We start from the raw sequence: 22,049 nt of genomic DNA on the forward strand, positions 1-22,049 counted from the left end.
CATCAACTTACTCAAACATAGTGAAACATCTAATTCTTGACTAAGGTAAGGTGGCTAACTTCATTATAGAACTTTCGATCTAACAAAAAATAAAAAAATAGAGATATTTTTCTTGCATTCTAAACTAGACTATGTTATCATAATTGAGGTTTGAAAAAACTGACCTAAGACAGTAGGGGAGCTAGACTCATAAACATCCTACCGAGGCACAAAACGATTATGGATATAAACGTGTTTGTACTTTCGTGTCTAGGTTTAGGTGCGATTTTTTTGTGCCTAGCCCAAAATAAAAACGGAGGTAAACGAAATGTCAGAAGCTATTATCGCTAAAAAAGCGGAATTAGTGAATGCCGTTGCTGAGCAAATGAAAGCTGCAACATCTATCGTTGTGGTTGATGCGCGTGGTTTGACTGTAGAGCAAGATACTGTTCTTCGTCGTAACTTGCGTGGTGCAGAAGTTGAGTACAAAGTTATCAAAAACTCAATCTTGCGTCGTGCTGCTGAGCAAGCTGGTCTTGAAGGTCTTGCAGAATTGTTTGTAGGTCCATCTGCAGTAGCGTTCTCAAACGATGCTGTTGCTCCAGCTAAAACAATTTACGATTTCGCGAAAACTGCTGATGCTCTTGAAATCAAAGGTGGAGCTGTAGAAGGTAAAGTTTCTTCTAAAGAAGAAATCGAAGCACTTGCTACATTGCCAAACCGCGAAGGCATGCTTTCTATGTTGCTTTCAGTACTTCAAGCACCAGTTCGAAACGTTGCATACGCTGTCAAAGCTGTTGCAGAAAAAGAAGACGCAGCTTAATCAAATCGCGTCAGAGCGTAGCTGCTTAGTGCTACAAACTATTTAAAAACCTAAATTGGAGGAAAATCACAATGGCATTGAACATTGAAAACATTATTGCTGAAATTAAAGAAGCTACTATCCTTGAGCTTAACGATCTTGTAAAAGCTATCGAAGAAGAATTTGGTGTAACTGCGGCTGCTCCTGTAGCTGTTGCTGCAGCTGGTGGTGCTGCTGAAGAAGCTAAAGATTCATTCGACGTAGAATTGACATCTGCTGGCGACAAAAAAGTTGGCGTTATCAAAGTTGTACGTGAAATCACAGGTCTTGGCCTTAAAGAAGCTAAAGAACTTGTTGACGGTGCACCAGCTATGGTTAAAGAAGGCGTTGCAACTGCAGAAGCTGAAGAAATCAAAGCTAAATTGGAAGAAGCTGGCGCTTCAGTTACTCTTAAATAATAGAGTATCGCAATTTGATTGCGGAAGCCTAGTAAATCAAGGTTTTAGAATTGCTTAGAGCGATTAAAAATCGGGAGAATGTTATTATTCCCCACCAAAACCCCACCAAGATTTAATCTTGGTGGGGTTTTATTTATGGTATAATATGTATATATATCGCTAAGGGTACCCTTAGTCTATTGCTTACACAATAGACTAATACTGTCAGCTCTTAGATAAATCTGTTTAGGAGTCTATTTCATGGCAATAAAGGGAATTACATTAAAAGAGAGTATGAATCGCTCTGTTCAAGCAATTATGCCACTTGATGAAGAAAAAGAGGTATTTAATCAAAAATTGGTTAGTTATTTGACTCATTTAAAAGACAAAGAGGATGAGTCAGAGGAATACCAGAAAAATCTTCTCAAGGGATTTTTAGAAAGTGTATTGCCTTATAATTTTATTAATACTTCTAGTCGAATAGACCTTGCTATCTATAATGGTAAAGACGCCAATTCGTCACTAGGTATTCTTTTTGAATGCAAGAGTTTGACTAACAAGTCTGAAATGATGTCAACGGAAAAAATCAATTCCAAAGCACTTCAAGAAGTTGTCTATTATTACCTACAAGAACGCCTATTTAATAAAAATTTAGAAATCAAAAAGTGTATTATCACAAATGGCCTATCTTGGTTTGTGATCGAGGCTAAAGAATTTGAAAAATATTTTTTCAAAAATAAAAAGCTAGTTGACCTCGTGACAAAGTTCAGAAATAATCAACTTTCTAGCAATAAAACAGATTTCCTTTATAGTGAGGTTATTGCACCAGAAATTGACAAAGCAATTGAAAAGGGAATCATTATTGCTCACTTTGACCTTAGTCAAGCTCTAGTTAAGACCAGTAAGTCTATTGAAATCAAGAAAAATAATCTGACTCAGCTTTATCGATTCTTCACAGCAGAGAATCTTCTCAATAAAGAGATTTTCACTGATTCAAACAAGCTTAATAAGAATTTCTATGATGAATTGCTTTATTTGATGGGGCTAGAAGAAACGAAGTCAGGGACTTCAAAAATTATTTCACGTTTGAAACCTGCTAAACGCCAACGGTATTCTTTTGTTGAGAATATTATTGATAAATTGGAGATGAAAGATGTTCCAAAAGAAAGGCAGGAAGATATTGCTATTCAACTAACAGTTGTCTGGACAAATAGAATTCTATTTTTGAAACTGTTAGAATCTCAGCTGGTGTTGTTCAACAAAGATGAATCTTATAAGTTATTGACCTATGAAAAACTGCCTAACTTTGAGGAGATTTATAGCTTATTCTTTGCTGTACTTGCTAAGAAAGTATCTGAAAGAAATAATCGAATGCAAGAAAAGTTCGGTTATGTCCCTTATCTGAACTCATCATTGTTTGAAGAAACAGAATTAGAAATTTCTAGAGATGGGATTGGTATTGATAGATTACCAGAGGGAGATATTGAAATTTTCTCCAAAACAGCTCTTAAAGGTGTAGATAAAAAACGTAAAAAAGGGAACATCAATTTTATTGATTATCTCTTTGAGTTTTTGGATTCTTATGACTTCTCGACCTCCATCAGCCACCATGAGAAATCTAAGAATGACCTTATCAATGCGTCAGTTCTGGGATTAATTTTTGAGAAAATCAACGGCTACCGTGACGGCTCTTTTTATACGCCAGGCAATATTACCATGTATATGTCACGTAAAGCGATTCGTACAGCAGCAGTGGACAAAGTCAATGAGGCACTCGACTGGCAGTGTGAAACAATCGAAGATATAAAGTTTAACATACGTAATGCTCAGATTGCTAAAAAGGTATCAGATGCGATTGACAGTTTGAAGGTTTGTGACCCAGCGGTTGGATCCGGTCACTTCCTCGTATCAGTCCTGAATGAAATTATTGCTCTTAAAAGTGATTTAAATGTTTTGTTTGACGCTGATGGCAACTATATTGGAAACCTGATTCAATGTTATGTTATTAATGATGAGCTAGTCATTCAAGATATGTCTGGAAATAATTTTTTGTATCAGACAGGTAATCAGCAGTCAGAACAAATTCAAAAGGCAATTTTCAACCAGAAGAGGCATATTCTGGAAAATTCGCTCTTTGCAGTGGATATTAACCCAAGTTCGGTCAATATTTGCCGTTTGCGTCTCTGGATTGAACTCTTGAAGTCTTCTTATTACTATCAGGATACTGATACCAACCAACCTGTTTTGACGACTTTGCCAAATATCGATATCAATATTAAAGTAGGCGATAGTCTCTTACATAAGTTTGATTTTGACTATGAATTTGATATGAGAAAAACAGATTTCAAGGACTATCTATCTCTAGTTAAAGACTATAAGGAGACGAATAATAAACGAGTAAAAGCAGAAATTTGGGAGAAAATCGAAAGGCTCAAACATTCCTTTGATGATACGGCTTCTAGTCCTGAATTAAAGAAATTATCTCGGCTCATATCTGAACGAAATAAGGCTGGTGCCATTAGCCTATTTGAGGAAGAAAATAAAAACTCTAAAGAAGTAGCGGAATTAAATAAGCAACTAGCAAAAGCTGAAAAGGAATTGGAATACAGACTGAAAAATCCATTATTCGCTAAAGGTATGGAATGGCGAATGGAATTTCCTGAGATTTTGGGAGAAGCTGGCGAATTTATCGGCTTTGACCTTGTCATTGGGAATCCGCCTTATATCTTTGCTCGTAATCAATCTTTTAGTGATGAGATGAAATCATATTACACTAGAACATATCCTCTCAACAATTATCAAGCTAACACTTTCGGTTTATTCCTAGAACTTGCTTTTTCGTTAGTAAGAAAAGGTGGGGGAATATCATATATTATTCCCAATTCATTTCTAACGATCAATCAATATAAGACACTTCGCCATCATATTTTAAAAACTTATGATGAAATAACTTTCATCAATTCAAAAGATAAGATTTTTGATGAAGCTTCTATTGATGTTTGTATTATTGACATGTTCACTAAACGACCTGCAAAAGTCATTCTTGGAGAAATCGTCAATAGTGAAGTTAATTTACTGACTGAAACAAACTCAGATTTACTGTTGAATCAGGATGTTATTACTATTTCATCTGCTAATACAAGCTCTCAAAAACTATTGATTAAAATAGAAGCTCAATCTAAAGTTCTTGAGAATAACTATGGTCACGTAAAAGATGGATTAAAAGCCTTTGAGAGAGGTAAAGGAACGCCTAAACAGCCAGAAGACAAAGAAGATTTTCAAAAATTCAAGAATGGAAAACCATTCTTTGCAAAAGAGCAAGTTAATAGTAGTTACAGAAAGTTCTTATCAGGCTCAGATTTACAAAGGTACAAAATAAATTGGTCAGGACAGTTTTTATCATATGGAAAACATTTAGCAGCACCAAGAAATGTTTCAATTTTTGAAGGTATCCGAATTTTAATTGCTCGTATTCCAGTTAAATCCAGATATACCTTTAGAGCCACGTTGACAGAAGATAATTTTGTTCATGAACAAAGTATAGAAGTAATTACAGATTTGATTGGGAATCCAAAGTTTTTAATAGGAGTTTTAAACTCTAAGGTAGTTTCTTACTATGCTATTCATAGGTTTGATTTTTTACAACGTAGCACATTCCCTCAAATGCGTTTAACTCAAATTAAGGACTTCCCAATTCCAGCTGCCACTGATTCCCAGCAAGAAGAATTAGCACAGCTTGTTGAACAACTGATGGAAGAAATGAAAAAAGATTCTCCTGAAACTGAAAAAGTCAATCAGCTTAATCTGGAAATTGATGAATTTGTCATGGACTTGTTTGACTTGACTGAAGAAGAGAAACAGACCGTTAGAGAATTTGAAGTATAGAAAGTAGGTATAAATGGCAAAAAGTTTGCAAAGTCAATTCAGAGATATTGAGAGAAATTTAGTCAGAGAAACGAATAAAATGGTGAAGAGAGCTAATAAGAAGATAAAGCCTGTTATCCTTCCAACACAACTAGATTCCTCTAAAACAGCACTAAACTTTAACGAATATCATCAAGATAATAGTACTCATGTTTCTGTTAATGGAGATTTGATAAACTCACAGATTGGTGGACAAAATAATTTGTTAAATATTACCTATACTGATATGGAAATTGAGAGAGTATTTGAGAGTATTTGAGAATATCAGAGAGTACTCTAGGACATTAGATGAAGAAGAACAGACAGAATTAGTGACAATTTTAAATGAGGTACAAGAAGCCGGAAAAGTTAATAACCATCAAACTTTCTTTGAAAAGCACCCGATACTTGCAATGGCTCTTAGTGCTAGTGTAAGCTGGGGAGTTGATAATGGAATTGATAGATTAGTTAGTGTCATTTCAAATACATTTAAGTGAAAGTGAGATTTACTTGACTTAGAAAGAATCTTGAAAAAGATAATCACTTGTTCTTTAATACAACTTTCACTCGAAATATTTTGATAAGCTGATCTACCTTTTAAAATGTTAGATTTATTATTAGTAGATTCGTTATATAAAATATTTTTTATAATTCATTAAAGATGACGAAGTTCTTATTGCAAACGATTTCAGTTTTCGGTATAATAGTATATAATGATTGTTGGAGAAAGTTTCATGAAAAGATACAAGAATTATATTTTTGACTTTTATGGTACCTTGGTAGATATTATAACGGATGAAAACAAGTTGGAATTGTGGGAAAAGTTAGCTGAGATTTACCAATCTTTTGGCTGTACCTATGGTGCACGTCAGTTAAGGAGTTCCTTTCAAGAAAAGGCTAGTGAGGCCGAGCTAGATTTGATTCGGATTAGTCCCTATGAAAACGTTGAAATTGACCTTGAGAAAGTCTTTATTCAATTACTAACGGATGAAAAATACCGCCGTCCAACTAAGAATGAACCAGCAGATTTAAAAACATTTGGTCAAGTGGTGGCTTCCATATTTAGAGTCCTGTCACGTGAGAAATTAACAACTTATGCCAATACCTTGTCAACACTTGCATATTTAAAGGATAAGGGGAATCGTCTCTATTTATTGTCCAATGCTCAACGTGTTTTTACGCAGGCTGAAATTGAAATGACTGGTTGTGCTGAATATATTGAAGGCATATACATTTCCTCTGATTATCGAATCAAAAAACCTGAACCAGAATTTTTACAAGGTGTCTTGAATGAGAACCAACTGGATCCTACTGAGACGGTTCTAGTTGGAAATGATTTGACTACAGATATTGCAATCGCGCAAGAGCTAGGCATAGATGCTATACTTTTGAATACTTTCCCCTATTCTCCAGAGGAGATTCAAGCTTATCGAGATTTAGGATGGAAGTTTGAAGTAATTGAGGATATTTCAGAGCTAGTCTCACTTCAAGGATAAGCGTTATAGTTACTTCTATCAACTAATATTTATGTACATTTTATTATGTAAATACTATCAAACTACTTTCCTAGGATGAGAGTAGTTTTTGTCTTTTCCAGCTATTTTTTGATATACTAGATAGGTTAGAAAAATTAGAAAGGTTCTGTTTTGGGTCATTCCCAAACAGTAGTCAGATAGTCTGGCTAGAGGTATTAGTTTCATGTCTCAAACCCATATTAACGTTATCGGAGCTGGTTTGGCCGGCTCAGAAGCAGCTTATCAGATTGCCAAGCGTGGCATTCCTGTCAAACTCTACGAGATGCGGGGTGTCAAGCCAACGCCCCAGCACAAGACAGACAAGTTTGCGGAGTTGGTTTGTTCTAACTCTTTCCGTGGCGATAGTTTAACCAACGCCGTCGGTCTGCTCAAGGAAGAGATGCGTCGTTTGGATTCCATTATCATGCGAGCTGGTGAGGCTCACCGTGTGCCTGCTGGCGGTGCTATGGCCATGGACCGTGAGAATTTCTCCCAAGCGGTCACAGATGAGATTCACAATCATCCATTGATTGAGGTCATTCGCGGGGAGATTACAGAAATCCCTGAAGATGCTATCACAGTCATCGCGACGGGGCCTTTGACATCTGACGCCTTGGCGGAGAAGATTCATGCACTGAATGGTGGCGATGGTTTTTACTTCTACGATGCGGCAGCACCGATTGTGGATAGCTCGACCATTAACATGGATTTAGTCTATCTCAAATCCCGTTATGATAAGGGAGAAGCTGCCTATCTCAATGCTCCGATGAACAAGGAACAGTTTACCGCTTTCTATGAGGCTTTAATTTCTGCTGAGGAAGCACCGCTCAACTCCTTTGAAAAAGAAAAATATTTTGAAGGCTGTATGCCTATTGAAGTCATGGCCAAACGTGGTATCAAAACCATGCTTTATGGACCAATGAAGCCTGTTGGTCTGGAATATCCAGAAGATTACAAGGGACCTCGCGATGGCGAATACAAGACACCCTATGCTGTTGTCCAACTCCGTCAGGACAACGCAGCTGGCAGTCTCTACAACATCGTAGGCTTCCAAACCCATCTCAAGTGGGGTGAGCAGAAGCGGGTCTTCCAGATGATTCCAGGACTCGAAAATGCGGAATTTGTCCGCTATGGTGTTATGCACCGCAATTCCTACATGGATTCGCCAAACTTATTGGAACAGACCTTTGCCACCAAGAAAAATCCAAATCTGTTCTTTGCAGGTCAAATGACAGGAGTGGAAGGCTATGTCGAGTCTGCCGCCTCTGGTTTAGTGGCCGGTATCAATGCTGTTCGCCGCTTCCGAGACGAAGCCCCAGTCATCTTCCCACAGACCACAGCCATCGGTGCTCTGCCATTCTACATCACCCACACGGAAAGCAAGCACTTCCAGCCTATGAATGTCAACTTTGGCATCATCAAGGAGCTGGACGGACCGCGGATCCGCGATAAGAAGGAGCGTTATGAGGCAATAGCAGCCCGTTCCCTCAAGGACTTGGAAGAGTTTTTGGCTTACTAAGATAATCAGCTATCTCTAGACACCTTCGGGTGTCTTTTGTGTTATACTGGGGTTAGAAAACCGAAGGAGAAACACGATGAATCACGATACTTGGAAGGGTATTATCTTGCAGAAGCAGGGCTTATTAGCCCCCCAGTCTGTCCAGCAGATTTGCCAAAATCTCAATGGCTTACAGGCTCAGTTCCAGCCCTATGTTCATGTCGGATTTCGCAACCGTATGACAGCGGAGGATTTTCATGAGGGGAGCTGGCAGGAGGAGCTGGCACGTCAGTGGTCCATTCGGCGAACGGTTCATGCCTATCTCAAGTCGGAAATTCCTCTCTATATCCACGAGGGGCGGATGGCTAGTACCGACTATCTTCAAACCGTCGGTCGCGATGATTTTTCACCTCAAACCAAGCAGAAGTATCATCGGCTCATCCTAGAAGCCTTGGAACAAGCCCCTATGACCCGAGAGGAGCTGAAAATCCTCTGTCGTGCGGAAAAGATGACGCAGGAAGAGGAGAAGCAGGTTTTCAACGCTTGGGGAGGCCTTTTTCGCTACATGGTCGAGCGTGGGGAAGTCTATCAGGAGTACGGTGCCAAACGTTTTCATCGCCTGACAGACTTTCAGCCACTTTCACGGGAAAAAGCAGAGCTGGAAATCGCACGGCGGTATTTTTCAGGTTTTGGTCCTGTCAGCTTAGCGGATGCCCGTTACTACTTCAAGGAAAATAAATCTATGGTCCTAAATTGGATGAAACAATTGGATTTGAAAACTATAGAAGTAGCAGGGGAAGAACGCTTCTATCTAGGAAAATTAGAAGAAGCAGAAGTACCAGACTGCCTCTTCATTGCAGGTTTTGACCAACTTTTGCTAGGTTACGAAAAGAAAGCCAATCCCTTCTTTGATCCCAAGCATATTCGGCAGATTTATACGCTGACAGGCATTATCAAACCAGTTGTTTTCTACAAGGAACGACTGGTTGCGACCTGGCGACGTGATAAGGACAGGATTGAATTGGCTATATTTGAAAATTTGACCAGTCTTGAACTGAAAGAACTGGAACGTTACCGTCGAGTCTACGAGGAACGCTTGAAAACTGAGCAAAAATTGTTCGGATAATCCGAAAAATGACGTAATATAACTAAATTTTCTGAATATTTCAGAAAATCTGTGGTATAATACTAAAAACACTGTTTAGAAAGAGATATCAATGAATAAGTCCTACTTTTATTTGGAAATGAAAACGCATGAATTGGAAGTGCCATTTACTACTAGAAAACGCCGAGTCCGTGTTTTATTGCCAAAAGGATATGAGGAAGATGTGGATAAAACCTACCCAGTTGTCTATTTTCATGACGGACAAAATGTCTTGTATAGTAAAGAAGCCTTTTCAGGACATTCCTGGAAGGTGATTCCAACTATCAAACGAAATCCTGATATTGAAAAAATGATTATTGTGGCCATTGACAATGATGGTTTGGAGCGCATGCATGAATATGCTGCTTGGAAGTATAGTGAGATGGGCATTCCTGGTATTCAGTTTGGTGGTAAGGGTACTTTATATGCCGAATTTGTTATGGATGTGGTCAAACCTTTTATTGACAATACCTATCGCACCAAGAGTGACAAGGCTCACACCGCCATGATTGGCTCATCACTTGGCGGTAATATCACTCAGTTTATGGGATTGGCCTATCAGGACCAAATTGGCTGTCTGGGAGTATTTTCATCAGCTAACTGGCTCCATCAAGAAGCCTTTGACCGCTATATTGAGCGTCAGACTTTGGATCAAGACCAACGGGTCTATATATACGTCGGAACAGAAGAAGCGGATGATACAGATAAAACCCTGATGGCAGGTAATATCAAACAGGCCTATATCAATTCCTCACTGACTTACTATCGTCAATTGATAGCTGGAGGCGTTGATTTGGACAATATCGCCTTGGAAGTTGTTTCTGGTGCCGTCCATAATGAGGAAGCTTGGGCAGCTTATTTGCCAGATTGCTTGCGCTTTTTAAGCGAAAAGTGGTAATGTAAAGAATTAGTTAGGAGAATGAATATGCATGTAGAATTTTTAAGTCATTGGTCAGGTAATCTTGGTCGTGAAATGAATGTCAATCGTTATGGACACGCAGGTATTCCTGTGGTTGTTTTCGCTTCATCAGGTGGTTCGTACAATGAATACGCAGATTTTGGTATGATTGAAGCCTGTCGCGGTTCGATTGAGGCTGGCAATGTCCAATTTTTCACTCTAACCAGTCATGATAAGGAAAGCTGGTTGGCGGATTGGAAATCCATCCATGATAAGGCAGAGGCTCACCGTGCCTATGAGCGTTATGTGATTGAAGAGGCGATTCCATTTATCAAGCATAAGACCGGTTGGTTTGATGGTATGATGACAACTGGTTGCTCAATGGGGGCCTACCACGCGCTGAATTTCTTCCTCCAGCATCCAGATGTATTTACAAAAGTCATCGCCCTTTCAGGTGTCTATGATGCTCGTTTCTTCAACAACAACCATGATTATGGTCATGATGATGCAGTCTATCAAAACTCACCGTCTGATTACATCTGGAACCAGAATGATGGCTGGTTTATTGATAAATACCGCCAAGCAGACATCATTGTTTGTACAGGTTTGGGCGATTGGGAGCAAGATGGCTTAGACTCATTTTATAATCTAAAACGCGCATTTGAAGAGAAAAATATCCCAGCTTGGTTTGACACCTGGGGTACGGATGTGGCGCATGATTGGGTTTGGTGGAGGAAACAAATGCCTTTCTTCCTTCACTCCATCGGACTTTAAAAAATTAGAAAGGACTGCCTATGAATTATCTCGTTATTTCACCTTTTTATCCAGAAAATTTTCAACCATTTACCATTGAATTGGCTAAAAAAGAAGGTGTTACCGTTCTAGGTATTGGACAAGAGCCTTACGATCAATTACCAGAAGAGCTCCGCAATGCCTTAACAGAATATTTCCGTGTGGAAGATTTGGAAAATATTGACGAAGTTAAGCGTGCAGCTGCTTTCTTGATTTACAAACATGGTCCAATTGACCGTGTAGAATCCCACAATGAGCATTGGCTTGAAAACGACGCAGCCCTCCGTGAGCAATTTAATATCTTTGGAGCCAAACCCAAACACCTGAAAAAGACTAAATTTAAGTCTGAAATGAAAAAATATTTCAAAAAAGCAGGAGTTCCAGTCGTTCCAGGTGTTGTTGTTAAAACAGATCGTGACTTTGGCAGAGCTTTGAAGAATGTTGGATTCCCAATGATTGCTAAGCCGGACAACGGTGTCGGTGCATCTGGGACTTTTAAAATCGAAAATAAGGAAGATTTTGATCGATTTGTTGACACTTGGGATAGAAGCACCATCTATTTCTTAGAAAAATTTGTCAATTCAAGCATTATTACTACCTATGATGGCTTGCTGGACCACGAAGGCAATGTTGTTTTTGAAACAGGCTTAACCTATGTTCATACTCCATTTGAATTGATGCAAACCAAGAAGGACAATGCCTACTTTATCGAAAAAGAACTAGATCCTAAGTTGGTGGAATATGGCAGAGCTATTATCAAGGCTTTTGGTATGAGAGAGCGTTTTTTCCATATTGAATTTTTCAAGGAAGGTGACGATTATATCGCCATTGAATACAATAACCGTATGGCAGGTGGTTTCACAGTTGAAGCCTATAACTACGCCCATTCCATTGATCTTTTCCGTGATTATGCCAATGTTGCAACAGGTGGTACAGTTGAGGAACGTAGATTTGAACCACAATACTGCTTGGTAGCAACTCGTCGTGATACAACTGACTATGTTCACTCTGCAGATGACATTCATCAGAAATTCGCTGGTAAGATTAAAACCGTCAAACGCATGCCAGATGCCTTTGCAGAATTGCAAGGAAATGATGCCTACCTCCTTGTGACAGAGAGCAAGGAAGAGTTGGATGAAATGATTGCCTACATTGGTCTAACAAAATAAAACTAACTGTAAGACGCCAGAAATGGTGTCTTTTCATTTTCTTACAAAGCTGTAAGTTATCATATCAGAACTGTAAGGGAGCGAGGTAGTAATATTTTCTATAATAGACTCATAAGAAAACGAAAGAAGGGAATCATATGTCATTCAAATTTTTACAAGCAAAGAGAATAGAAGAAAAGGTATTCTCAGAAAAAGAGAAGATTGAACTCATGGAACAAGCTACATTCTTGGAAGAGCTAGACCATGATTTGCAAAGTATGCGATTTATGGCATACTAGAGGGAGGAAACTATGAAAAAGAAAGCATTTGGCTTGCTGGCTTTGGGCAGTATAATGCTAACTGCTTGTTCTTCCTCTTCAGCAAGCCTTAGCTTTGATGAGGGCTATCAGACCTTTCATTACAAAGGAAAAGACTATGCCGTTAGCAAACAGGAAGTTGCCGAAGATAGTATTCAAGGAACAGAAGTTCAGTTTATGGAATGGCCTGTTGTCAAAGAAGAAGGGGCAGTGAAAAAGACGGTATCCTTGAATACTCTCTATGTAACCACTAACAAGGAATGGGCCATCGGTGTCCAGGATGGTTACTATAAGGTAGATTTAGAAGAAAATGTTGCTGAATCAGACCGAATCGACTATCAAAGTGTACTTGAGAATGTTGATTTTACTCAAGAAATCAATTAGGAGTTTATATGTTATTAGAAATCAATCATTTAAAAAAAGTTTACAAAGACGTTACCACTGTTGATATTGAAAAGATTACTGTACGAGAAGGAGAAATCTACGGCTTTCTTGGACCAAATGGTGCAGGTAAGACAACTACGATGAAAATGATTCTATCACTTGTCACTCCGACTTCAGGTGAAATTTTTATTAATAAAAAAGACATTCGAAATGACAAAAAATACCTAAATCAGATTGGATCTATGATAGAAGAACCGTCCTATTATCCTAATTTAACTGGATATGAAAATTTATTAGTGTTTCAAAAAATGGTGGGATTTGATAAAAATAATATCCGGCCAACATTGGAGCTCGTTGGATTAGCTGATGAAAAAAATCGAAAAAAATTAGTTAAGGCCTATTCTCTTGGTATGAAACAGCGACTTGCCTTAGCATTTGCTTTAGTGAAAAAGCCGAAAATCTTATTATTAGATGAGCCCACAAATGGTCTTGATCCAGCTGGTATTCATGAAATTCGTGAATTAATTGTTCAATTAGCCAAAGAAAAAGGTCTGACTGTCTTTATTTCCAGTCACATTCTTCCGGAAATTGAACACATTGCAGATCGAGTTGGGATTATCAATCATGGTCGTCTTGTCTATGAGGGAGAAATTGAAGCTATTAAGTCAAATACTTGGATTGAAATTGGCGGTGATTTTTCACAGAAAAATATTGTTCAGACCTTAGTTGAACTTGGAACGGTAGAAATTTTGAGTGCATCCGAAAGTCAAGTAACTTTAAGGGATTTGGATAACGATCGGTTAGCAGATCTGGTGAGCTATTTAATAGAAAATGGATACCGAATATTCCGAGTGGTTAGAGAAAGTGAAACTCTTGAAGATATTTTCCTAAATCTAACAAAGGAGGCGTAAGATGAATGGTGTTTACATTGAATGGCTAAAAAGTAGACGAACAAAATCTATTTCAATTGTCATTATTTTGATGTTGGTTGCTACACTTTGGAATATTGCAACTTTTATCTCTGCTTTCTCTTCACATCCAGAGTTAAGAATGGCTGGAACCTTGTTTAGTAATCAGAATGTCAATCTACTTATGTTCCCGATTGCAGTTTGTGTGTTTGCTAGTCGAATTGTAGGGAATGAACATGAAGGGCAGACCTTTAAACTACAAATAGCTAATGGTCAAAGCCTAACAGCCATTTTTCGTGATAAATTCTTTTTTATGCTGGTTTCCTTTGTTATTATGTCTGCTATCGAAATTATGATTATTTATCTTTTCGGAACACAGGCAGGAATCTCTATTTCTTTGCAGATTATTGGTATTCAGTTTATTGGGCAGATACTTGCAATATTTTCATTGATTTGTCTTTATCTGACCTTGGCCATGATTCTTGAAAAGCAGGGGATTCTGTTAGCTCTAGGACTTTTAGGTGGTTTTCTAGGAATTATCTTAAACCCAAAAAGTTATGGTTTTACCAGTTTACTTAACCCAATCACTGGCTCAGGAAGTCTTGCGCCTTATAAATATCAATTTCTGGGTGACGGCACAATTACCTATAATTTAGATAGTCAGTTGCTTGAGAAAATCGTCTGTTATGCCATTTACTGCTTGATACTCTACCTTTTGGCGGTTCTAATATTAAGAAAGAAAGGGAACTAAGATGAAAGATTACTTCTTAGCTGAGTGGACAAAAACAAGGAAAATTCAATTATTAGTCATTGGGATTGCCTTTTTGAGTTTCTCTAGTATGATAGGATTGGGTATCTATTTTGCTAATCGTGATGTTTTAATCGACGGAACTCAATCTTTGGTTCTGTGGGGACAACTGACCTTTTACAATAGTACCTTACTTTATCCTCCTATGTTAGCCATTATTGCAGGTCTCTTACTAGTTCCTGAATTTGAGCGAAAAACTCTTGACATGCTAAAGGCTAATCAAGTTTCTATGAGGAAATTATATTTAGGAAAATTAATGAGCAGTTTTCTTCTTATTCTTCCAATTCAACTCTTATTGCTGCTGATTTTTATAGTTGCGGCTAAAATTGACGGCATTTCATTTGACCTTAGTTTAACCACACATGTTAAATGGATTGCTTTATCGCTTTTGTCTTCCTTTCCAATTATTACACTCCAATCCTATATCACTGTAAAAACTCGAAATTTCAGTAAGGGAGTCGGTGTTGCTACCATTGGTAGTATGCTTAATTTTGTATTAATTTTTATCAATGAAAGTTTTACGAAATTTTTCCCTTACTCTCAACCGATGATTGGATTACGGAGTAGGGCATTGCAAGATATGACATTTTTAGAATTTATCTTATTTATTACAGTGAATATTGTGTTTAGTTTTATTTTTTATCAGTTAACTATCAAGAATTTGGAAAATAGTAAATAAAAACCTTTTACAATTTCATGTATTTCTTTTATAAAGCTGATAATTAGAAACTCAATTTCATGGGATTTAGTACCAAAGAAAATTAGCTATACTAAATCAAGTTAATTTTGCCAAAGAAAACAATTAGGAGTTTGTATGTTATTAGAAATCAATCATTTAGAAAAAGTTTACCGTACGCGCTTTTCAAAAGAGGAAACTCGTGCTTTGCAAGATGTGGATTTTAAGGTAGAAGAGGGCGAGTTTATCGCCATCATGGGTGAAAGTGGTTCAGGTAAGACGACTTTGCTCAATATTCTAGCAACCTTGGACAAGCCAACTCGTGGCTCTGTTCTTTTGAACAATCAAGATATTACCAAAATCAAGGAGAGCGAGCTGGCCGATTTTCGCTTGCGTAATCTTGGCTTTGTCTTCCAAGATTTTAATCTCTTGGACACCCTGTCCATCCAAGACAATATCTTTTTACCTCTGGTATTGGCACGTACTGGCTATGAGGAAATGGAAAAACGTTTGAAAGTTTTGGCGCCAAAACTGCGGATTCAAGATTTGCTGAAAAAACGTCCTTTTGAACTTTCTGGTGGACAAAAGCAGCGCGTGGCCATTGCTCGTAGTTTGATTACCCAGCCACAGATTGTCCTAGCGGACGAACCGACAGCTGCCCTAGATTACCGCAATTCGGAAGACTTGCTGAATTTGTTTGAAGACATCAACTTAGACGGGCAAACCATTCTCATGGTGACTCACTCAGCCAACGCAGCTAGTCATGCTAAGCGAGTACTCTTTATCAAGGACGGGCGGATTTTCCACCAATTGTACAAGGCAGGTAAGAGCAATCAAGACTTTGCCAAGGAAATTTCGCTCAATATGTCTGCACTTTTAGGGGGTGAGTAGATGTTTTACCTCAAACTTGCTGGGCAAAATATCCGAAAATCCATGGGTGTTTTTGCTCCATTCGTTTTAGCCAGTCTTGTGCTATTTACTCTGATTTGTTCCATGTTCTTACTCATGCTAAGTCCAGTTATGGAGACCATGGGCTCTGGTGCCATTTCTATCGGTCTTGGTGTTGTTGTTCTGACCATTTTCTCGGTCATTATTGAGATTTATAGTTTTAATTTCTTGATGAAACAACGGGCGAGAGAATTTGGTCTCTATAACATGCTGGGGATGAACAAGAAAAAAGTAGCCTTGATAGCCAGCCTCGAATTGATAATGATTTTCTTGCTAGTTGTGGTTCTTGGTTCTGTCTTAGCTGGTGTGTTTGCCAATGTTCTCTACTTGATTTTTGTGAATTTGACCAATTATAGTGACTTACACTTTAGTATTTCACCTCTGGCATTTGCCATGACCGCCTCTCTCTTTGCTGGTATCTTCTTTCTCTTGGAATTGCTAGCTATTCGGACCATTGGCAAGACCAGTCCACTGATTTTGTTCCGAGCTAGTGAAAAAGGAGAGAAGGAGCCAAAAGGCAATGTTCTTCTAGCTGCTCTTGGTGTAGTGGGACTGGGTATTGGATACTACCTATCACTTTCATCTAAAGCAGAAGGTGTAGCTCTTATCTTTCGGTTCTTTATCGCTGTGCTCTTTGTCATTGCGGGGACCTATCTGTTCTACATCAGTTTTATGACTTGGTATTTGAAGGCTCGTCGGAAAAACAAGCGGTATTTCTATACGCCAGAGCATTTCATTACCACCTCGCAGATGATTTTTCGGATGAAGCAGCACGCAAAGGGTTTGGCTAATATTACGCTACTTGCGGTCATGGCCTTTGTGACCATTGCAACAACGACTTCACTTTATACTGGCATGTCAAGCATGACAAGTGGTCTTTATCCAAAGGAAACATCTATTACCTACAAAGTTGCGGATAGAAGTCAGGGTGAAAGTGCCTATCAGCAATCGGTGCTCAGCCATTTTCCAGAAAAAGCGGAAGATAGTCTGTCCTACCTGACCTACCAAGCTGGTCTGGTCTATGATGGTGGGAAAGAGATTGTCATTAGTCCAGAGACTATTGCCAATAAAGAGATTGTCATTAGTCCAGAGACTATTGCCAATCCAAACTTTAGCAAGATGGCCTTTACCTACTTCATCACCCAAGATGATTTCAGGAAGTTGGGCAATGACCTGCCAGAGCTGGCTGCCAATCAAGTTGCCTTTATGCGTCCGAGTGAAAAACCATTGCTGAAGAAGCTTGTTTTGGGCGATCATACCTTTGAGAATGTAGCCAATCTTGACCAGGCTATTTTCCCAGACATCACCAATACGCTAAATGCCGCCGTTATGGTAGTCAGTGATGACACTGTATTGAATACTGTTCGTGAGTATTATGAGTCCAATAATCCGCAAGGCTATCAGGTTAGCCTGGACTACCGTGTCTTTACCGACTTGACTGATGAAGAGGTTACTTCAATTGGTGAGCAAACTGGGGACTCTTATAATATCAACGATGCAAACGGAGAATTCCTAGGATATGCTATGCAAAAATCCGATTTCAACAATTTACTGATGGGCTTTAGAGGCGGTTTCCTCTTTACAGGTTTCTTGCTGGGAATTAGTTTCCTACTGGGTGCAGCCTTGATTATCTACTACAAGCAGTACTCGGAAGGGCATGAAGACAAGAAATCCTACAAGATTCTACAAGAAGTGGGCATGAGTGCAACAGCAGTCAAAAAGACCATTAACTCGCAAACACTTACGGTCTTCTTTATGCCACTAGCTATGGCGACCTTGCATTTCGTGATTTCTCTTGTTATGCTTAAGCAAATGCTATTGACCCTTGGTGTCACCTCTTCGCTTATGATTTATACCGTCAGCGGAATTACCCTACTGGCAGTCGCTCTGATTTACTTTGTCATTTACAAGTGGACTAGTCGCACCTATTACCGCATTATTGAACGGTAGAAGAAGTCTCGCCTTGTGCGAGATTTCTTGCATTTTCAGGGAAAGGGTGTTACAATGGTAATACCAAAGGAATACTCGAAGAGGTGAGAAAATGGCAGCTATTACATTGAAAGTTTCTGAGCAGGACAAGCTCTTTATGCAGGCTATGGCAAAGTTTGAAGGTGTGAGTTTGTCAGAACTCATTCGGACTAAAACCCTTGAAGCCCTTGAAGACGAATACGATGCGCGTGTGGCAGACCTTGCTTGGGCAGAATACCAAGAAGACTTGGCGAATGGCATTGAGCCGATAAGCTGGGAGGAAATGTTGGAAGAGTTGGGGTTGACGGATGAAGACCTGTTATAAACTCGTACCGACCAGTCGTTTTATCAAACAGTTGAAAAAGTTGGACAAATTTACCCAAAAACAGATTACCAACTACCTGTCTAGTCATGTGACCGACAACCCCAGACAATACGGAAAAGCCTTGACTGCCAATCGTTCTGGCCAATGGCGCTATCGTATCGGCAATTACAGGGTCATCGTCAGCATTGAGGATGATAAATTGATCGTAACAGCTCTTGAAGTCGGGCATCGAAAAGAAGTATATAAATAAAAAAACAAGACTTGTGTCCTGGCTTTTGCAGAATGAAGAAGATGAAAAAAGAGAAGATTTATATTGTTGAAGACGATGAGATGATTGTACAGCTCTTGAAGCAACATTTAGGCAAATCGTATCAGGTTGCCAGTGTGCAAAATTTTCGGGCAGTCAGTCAAGAAGTGGTTGAGTTCCAACCAGACCTGGTCTTGATGGATATTAGCCTGCCTTATTACAATGGGTTTTACTGGACGACAGAAATTCGGAAATCCATGACCATGCCGATTATTTTTATTTCGTCTAGTGATGATGAGATGAATGCAGTTATGGCTATGAACATGGGTGGGGATGATTTTATTTCCAAGCCTTTTTCAATTGGGATTTTGGATGCTAAAATCGCAGCCTTCTTACGTCGGGTCAATCAATTTAGTAAGACAGCGGATCTGCAACTGGATCAGTTTAAACTCAGTCCTGACGGGCGCTTTTCTGACGGCAAATCCAGTATCCAGCTATCTCCGACAGAGACGAAAATTTTAACGCCACTTATGCAACAGGTTGGGCAGATTGTGAGCAAGGAAATCTTGTTGGAAAGCTTGTGGGAGAACGAAGAATTTATCGACCAAAATACACTCAATGTCAATATGACCCGACTACGCAAGAAAACAGGTGAACTGGGTTTTGACCGCATTCATACAGTGCGGGGAGTGGGGTATCTTGTCAAATGATAGCCAAATTTTTAAGAGAATACAGGAGTTTATTGCTAGCCTACCTCTTGCTAGTTTGCGGTTTTATCCTGCTTTTCTATCTCTATCGGCTTCCCCTTACATTCTTGTACCAAGCTCTGCTATTTTCCTTGAGCATCTTGATTCTTTTCAGTCTTGGTCTCTATTGGAAATTCCGCCAGCGAATGCAAGCCTTGGAAAATCTAACAGATAAGGACCTTGCGTTGCTGGATAAACCGTCTGATCTGGCCTATTTACAGGTCCTTTCAACGGAAAAGGAGCAGTGGCAGGAGCAGTTATTGGCCTATAAAACGCGTGAAGAGGATTTGCAGGCTCTGGTAAAAATGTGGTCCCACCAGATGAAGGTTCCTTTGGCTGCCCTGTCCCTCATGAGCCAGACGGACAATTTGCAACAGGCAGATGTTGACCAACAATTGCTGCGCTTGGACAATTACATGGCTAATTTGCTCAATTATCTCAAGTTGTCCAATCAAGCTTCGGATTTTCGCTTTGAAATGGTCCAAGTAAGAGAAGTAGTGGTGGATTTGGTCAAGAAATACCGGCAACAATTTCTGCAACGCGAGATAAGTGTCGCTATAGATGGGGATTGGCAGCTGAAAACAGACCGCAAGTGGCTGAGTTTTGCCCTATCGCAAGTCTTAGACAATGCCCTGAAATATAACAAAACAGGTGGTTCAGTGACCATTGCCTTGGACAAGGGAATCACGATTTCTGATACAGGATTAGGCATTTTACCAGAGGATATTCCGCGCCTTTTTGACGAAGGTTTTACGGGCTATAATGGACGTGAACACCAGAAAGCCACTGGTTTTGGCCTCTATCTCACCAAGCGCGTCTTGCACCAGCTAGAATTAGATATTGATGTGGACAGTCAGGTTGAAGTTGGGACAAATGTGCGGATATTTAAATCAGATTAAGAGTTTGCAACCGCCTCCAAAAGTGCTATACTAAGGATAGTATTTCATTGGAGGTTTTTTATGTCTCATCATGTTTTGCAAAATGGATCCGACATTCGCGGGATTGCCATTGCTACTGACGAATACGCTGTTAAATTGACGCCCCAAGCAACCAAGGAAATTGTTAGAGGGTTGATTCATTGGCTGACCCAAAATCAGGAATTGTCCACGCTCTATAAAGAAGGAAAATTGACCATTGGTATCGGTCGTGATAGCCGTCTGAGCGGTCCAGATTTGGCAGATGCTTTTATTGAAGAAGCTGTTGGTCTGGGGGTTCAGGTGATTGACTTTGGTATGGCCACAACGCCAGCTCTCTTCATGAGCACCCAGTATCCGCAGTTTGCCTGCCACGCAGGGGTGATGATTACTGCCAGCCATCTGCCTTATTATTTTAATGGTCTCAAGATTTTTTCGCAAAATGGCGGAGCGGAACACGAGGATATTGACTATATCTTGTCGCATACGGAGGCATTCCCAGCCTTAAGTCTGGGAAGTCTGACCCATGCGGATCTGATTACGCCTTATGCCCAAGATTTGGTTGATAAGATTCGTACAGCCTGCGATGGTCAAGACAAGCCGTTGACCGGACTCAATATCATCGTCGATGCTGGAAATGGTGCAGGCGGTTTCTTTGCGGAAAAAGTTTTGGCCGAGCTGGGAGCTGATACAACGGGTTCACAGTTTTTAGAACCGAACGGCACCTTCCCTAATCATGTCCCAAATCCCGACAACAAAGAGGCCATGGAAAGTATTCGTCAAGCAGTACTTAAACAAGGTGCCGACTTGGGCATTATCTTTGATACAGATGTGGACCGCGCTGCCTTGGTTACCAAGTCAGGACAAATTCTCAATCGTAACAATCTAATTGCTGTCTTGGCTCAAATTACCTTGTCCGAGCATCCGGGTACGAGCATTGTCACCAATTCCCCAACCTCAGAACACCTAAAAGATTTTATCGAAAGTCTGGGTGGCAAGCAAATTCGCTATATTTCAGGTTATCGTAATGTGATCAATCGCGCCATTGCTGCCAACCAAGCTGGTGTGGATTGTCAATTGGCTATCGAGACGTCAGGTCATGCAGCCTTTAAGGAAAATTATTTCTTGGATGACGGTACCTATGTGGCTGCCAAAATTCTCATGCTTCTGCCTCAGTTGCAAAAGGATGGCAAGTCCCTGGATGATTTGATTGCACAGCTGAAACAACCTTTAGAAACGCAGGAAGTGCGCTTTAAGTTGGAAGTTGAAGATTATCGCGCGCTAGGTGAGCAAGTCATTGCCGACTTGCAAGCGACATCCATTGCCGGTTTTATTTTCAATCCAGAGAATGAAGAAGGAGTGCGCTTTGATGTGACAGCCCCTTATGGAGACGGCTGGTTCCTTCTCCGCATGAGTCTCCACGAACCGCTCCTGGTCCTTCAAATTGAAAACGACCAATCAGGTTATATGCCGAGCATTTTGAAACGTTTGTCTGAATTCTTGGACGGCTATCCAGCTGTTAATCAGACCAAATTAAAAGAATTAGCATAATTAGATGAAAGTCAGCCACTTGGTTGGCTTTTTGGTGTTTTTCTGGCTAGTTTTAAGCAGTTTTAGAAACATTTACAAGATTTTTTCTTAAATTTTCACACAAAATGCTTGACTTATCAATAATTAGTGATATAATAGGATT

At 39.6% G+C, this 22,049-nt stretch carries 21 protein-coding genes, 1 pseudogene and 1 other annotated feature; all 22 genes and pseudogenes read left to right on the forward strand.

Going from position 1 to position 22,049, the window contains the following annotated elements:
* Positions 1-145: 145 nt before the first annotated feature.
* Positions 146-280, forward strand: a sequence feature (ribosomal protein L10 leader region).
* Between the two features lie 27 nt (positions 281-307).
* The 22 genes and pseudogenes from rplJ (at position 308) to ACHBGV_RS01995 (ending at position 21,907) form a co-directional block, all read left to right on the forward strand.
* Entirely contained in the window at positions 308-802 is a 495-nt protein-coding gene (gene rplJ / locus ACHBGV_RS01890) for a 50S ribosomal protein L10 (protein WP_002936486.1), read from the forward strand.
* 71 nt (positions 803-873) lie between these two features.
* Entirely contained in the window at positions 874-1,239 is a 366-nt protein-coding gene (gene rplL, locus ACHBGV_RS01895) for a 50S ribosomal protein L7/L12 (RefSeq protein WP_002936483.1), read from the forward strand.
* Between the two features lie 240 nt (positions 1,240-1,479).
* On the forward strand, positions 1,480-5,103 hold the full coding sequence (locus tag ACHBGV_RS01900; protein WP_394735537.1) for an Eco57I restriction-modification methylase domain-containing protein: 3,624 nt from the start codon (positions 1,480-1,482) through the stop codon (positions 5,101-5,103).
* A gap of 13 nt (positions 5,104-5,116) precedes the next feature.
* A pseudogene (locus tag ACHBGV_RS01905) lies at positions 5,117-5,618 on the forward strand (hypothetical protein).
* Between the two features lie 237 nt (positions 5,619-5,855).
* Positions 5,856-6,617: an HAD family hydrolase gene (locus tag ACHBGV_RS01910; RefSeq protein WP_394735538.1), complete on the forward strand. Its 762-nt coding sequence runs from the start codon at positions 5,856-5,858 to the stop codon at positions 6,615-6,617.
* A 202-nt stretch (positions 6,618-6,819) separates the two neighbouring features.
* Positions 6,820-8,154 carry a methylenetetrahydrofolate--tRNA-(uracil(54)-C(5))-methyltransferase (FADH(2)-oxidizing) TrmFO gene (gene trmFO, locus ACHBGV_RS01915; RefSeq protein WP_394735539.1) on the forward strand — a complete coding sequence of 445 codons (1,335 nt, stop codon included), beginning with the start codon at positions 6,820-6,822 and terminating at the stop codon, positions 8,152-8,154.
* A 76-nt stretch (positions 8,155-8,230) separates the two neighbouring features.
* Positions 8,231-9,259 (forward strand): DNA glycosylase AlkZ-like family protein, encoded by a 1,029-nt coding sequence (locus ACHBGV_RS01920; protein ID WP_394735540.1) that lies wholly within the window; start codon positions 8,231-8,233, stop codon positions 9,257-9,259.
* Between the two features lie 91 nt (positions 9,260-9,350).
* Positions 9,351-10,175, forward strand: coding sequence for an alpha/beta hydrolase (locus ACHBGV_RS01925; RefSeq protein WP_394733412.1), 825 nt, complete (start codon positions 9,351-9,353; stop codon positions 10,173-10,175).
* 27 nt (positions 10,176-10,202) lie between these two features.
* Positions 10,203-10,949: an alpha/beta hydrolase-fold protein gene (locus tag ACHBGV_RS01930; RefSeq protein WP_171999454.1), complete on the forward strand. Its 747-nt coding sequence runs from the start codon at positions 10,203-10,205 to the stop codon at positions 10,947-10,949.
* Between the two features lie 20 nt (positions 10,950-10,969).
* Positions 10,970-12,136: an acetyl-CoA carboxylase biotin carboxylase subunit family protein gene (locus tag ACHBGV_RS01935; RefSeq protein WP_394735541.1), complete on the forward strand. Its 1,167-nt coding sequence runs from the start codon at positions 10,970-10,972 to the stop codon at positions 12,134-12,136.
* Positions 12,137-12,273: 137 nt separating this feature from the next.
* Positions 12,274-12,414, forward strand: a complete 141-nt coding sequence (locus tag ACHBGV_RS01940) for a hypothetical protein (protein ID WP_105144602.1) — start codon at positions 12,274-12,276, stop codon at positions 12,412-12,414.
* Positions 12,415-12,426: 12 nt separating this feature from the next.
* A complete protein-coding gene (locus ACHBGV_RS01945; protein WP_394735542.1) occupies positions 12,427-12,816 on the forward strand; it encodes a NisI/SpaI family lantibiotic immunity lipoprotein in 390 nt (129 codons plus the stop codon).
* 8 nt (positions 12,817-12,824) lie between these two features.
* Positions 12,825-13,727 (forward strand): ABC transporter ATP-binding protein, encoded by a 903-nt coding sequence (locus ACHBGV_RS01950; protein WP_011922412.1) that lies wholly within the window; start codon positions 12,825-12,827, stop codon positions 13,725-13,727.
* Between the two features lies 1 nt (position 13,728).
* Positions 13,729-14,475, forward strand: a complete 747-nt coding sequence (locus ACHBGV_RS01955; RefSeq protein WP_011922411.1) for an ABC transporter permease — start codon at positions 13,729-13,731, stop codon at positions 14,473-14,475.
* A 1-nt stretch (position 14,476) separates the two neighbouring features.
* The gene (locus ACHBGV_RS01960) at positions 14,477-15,211 is read left to right on the forward strand and encodes an ABC transporter permease (RefSeq protein WP_125183736.1); all 735 of its coding nucleotides are present in this window, start codon (positions 14,477-14,479) and stop codon (positions 15,209-15,211) included.
* 135 nt (positions 15,212-15,346) lie between these two features.
* Complete coding sequence (locus ACHBGV_RS01965; protein ID WP_099810586.1) at positions 15,347-16,099, forward strand: ABC transporter ATP-binding protein; 753 nt, start codon at positions 15,347-15,349, stop codon at positions 16,097-16,099.
* Positions 16,100-18,106, forward strand: coding sequence for an ABC transporter permease (locus ACHBGV_RS01970; RefSeq protein ID WP_394735543.1), 2,007 nt, complete (start codon positions 16,100-16,102; stop codon positions 18,104-18,106). It begins immediately after the preceding gene.
* Positions 18,107-18,197: 91 nt separating this feature from the next.
* Positions 18,198-18,449, forward strand: a complete 252-nt coding sequence (gene relB, locus ACHBGV_RS01975) for a type II toxin-antitoxin system RelB family antitoxin (protein WP_105129171.1) — start codon at positions 18,198-18,200, stop codon at positions 18,447-18,449.
* Entirely contained in the window at positions 18,433-18,699 is a 267-nt protein-coding gene (locus ACHBGV_RS01980; RefSeq protein WP_024397888.1) for a type II toxin-antitoxin system RelE/ParE family toxin, read from the forward strand. Before relB ends, ACHBGV_RS01980 begins: the two co-directional genes overlap by 17 nt.
* 41 nt (positions 18,700-18,740) lie before the next feature.
* Positions 18,741-19,406, forward strand: coding sequence for a DNA-binding response regulator (locus ACHBGV_RS01985; protein ID WP_394735544.1), 666 nt, complete (start codon positions 18,741-18,743; stop codon positions 19,404-19,406).
* Complete coding sequence (locus tag ACHBGV_RS01990; protein WP_172061892.1) at positions 19,403-20,341, forward strand: ATP-binding protein; 939 nt, start codon at positions 19,403-19,405, stop codon at positions 20,339-20,341. The genes ACHBGV_RS01985 and ACHBGV_RS01990 overlap by 4 nt, the downstream gene beginning before the upstream one ends.
* Positions 20,342-20,401: 60 nt before the next feature.
* The gene (locus tag ACHBGV_RS01995; protein ID WP_394735545.1) at positions 20,402-21,907 is read left to right on the forward strand and encodes a phosphomannomutase/phosphoglucomutase; all 1,506 of its coding nucleotides are present in this window, start codon (positions 20,402-20,404) and stop codon (positions 21,905-21,907) included.
* Positions 21,908-22,049 lie beyond the last annotated feature (142 nt).

The organism is Streptococcus sp. A34, assembly GCF_043674115.1.
GTDB classification, from domain to species: Bacteria; Bacillota; Bacilli; order Lactobacillales; family Streptococcaceae; genus Streptococcus; species Streptococcus suis_V.